Here is a 793-nt window from a genome sequence, read left to right on the forward strand (position 1 = left end):
CCGATGGCGTTCCCTACAAGGATATGCTGATCACGGCCGAACATTGCCTATTCTTCAAAGACAGCTTTGTGCCCGTCCGTATGCTGGTCAATGGTGTGTCGATTTTTTACGACAAGTCCATCACATCCTATGACTACTACCATGTCGAAACGGAACAGCATTCTGTTATCATGGCTGATGGCATGCTGACCGAAAGCTATCTGGATACAGGCAACCGGTCTTCTTTCCGGCAGGAAGGCAAGATTGTGACCCTGCGTGGCGCAGTCAAAAGCTGGGAGGGCGATGCAGGTGCGCCGTTGAATGTGGCGCGTTCGTTTGTCGAACCTCTTTACCGTGCTCTTGAATGGCGCGGAAACAGCGCTTCTTGCAGTCATTCCTCGGCAGCACAGCCGGAACTGACCACTGATCCTGACCTTCATCTGGTGACAGAAACAGGAGCCATCATTCGTCCGATGCGTCAGAACGCGCAGAACTATAATTTCATGCTGCCACCGGAAACAAAGTCAGTCCGCATTGTTTCTCGTGCCAGCCGTCCCTCTGATGTAATCGGACCGTTTGTGGATGATCGCCGCTTTATGGGTGTTGCGGTTGGCGAGATCAATCTCCAGTGCGCCAAACAGCATCATGCCATCACGCCTCATCTCCAGACTGAAAAGCCTGCTGGCTGGCAGGCTGATATGGGATGGGACGGCGTAGCTTGGACGACTGGTAACGCAGAACTTCCATTGGGTGATTATCTATCCAATGGCAAAATGGGCATTCTGTCTCTCACTGTGCGTGCTGCTGGTCCTTA

The 793-nt window shown here is 52.6% G+C and carries 1 protein-coding gene; it reads left to right on the forward strand.

Annotated elements, in window-relative coordinates; translation table 11 throughout:
- A partial coding sequence (locus FKW19_RS15050; protein ID WP_238331378.1) for a Hint domain-containing protein occupies nt 1-793 on the forward strand: 793 nt, incomplete at both ends.

Origin of the sequence: Acetobacter sp. DmW_125128 (assembly GCF_008704325.1) — a bacterium.
GTDB lineage: Bacteria > Pseudomonadota > Alphaproteobacteria > Acetobacterales > Acetobacteraceae > Acetobacter > Acetobacter oryzifermentans.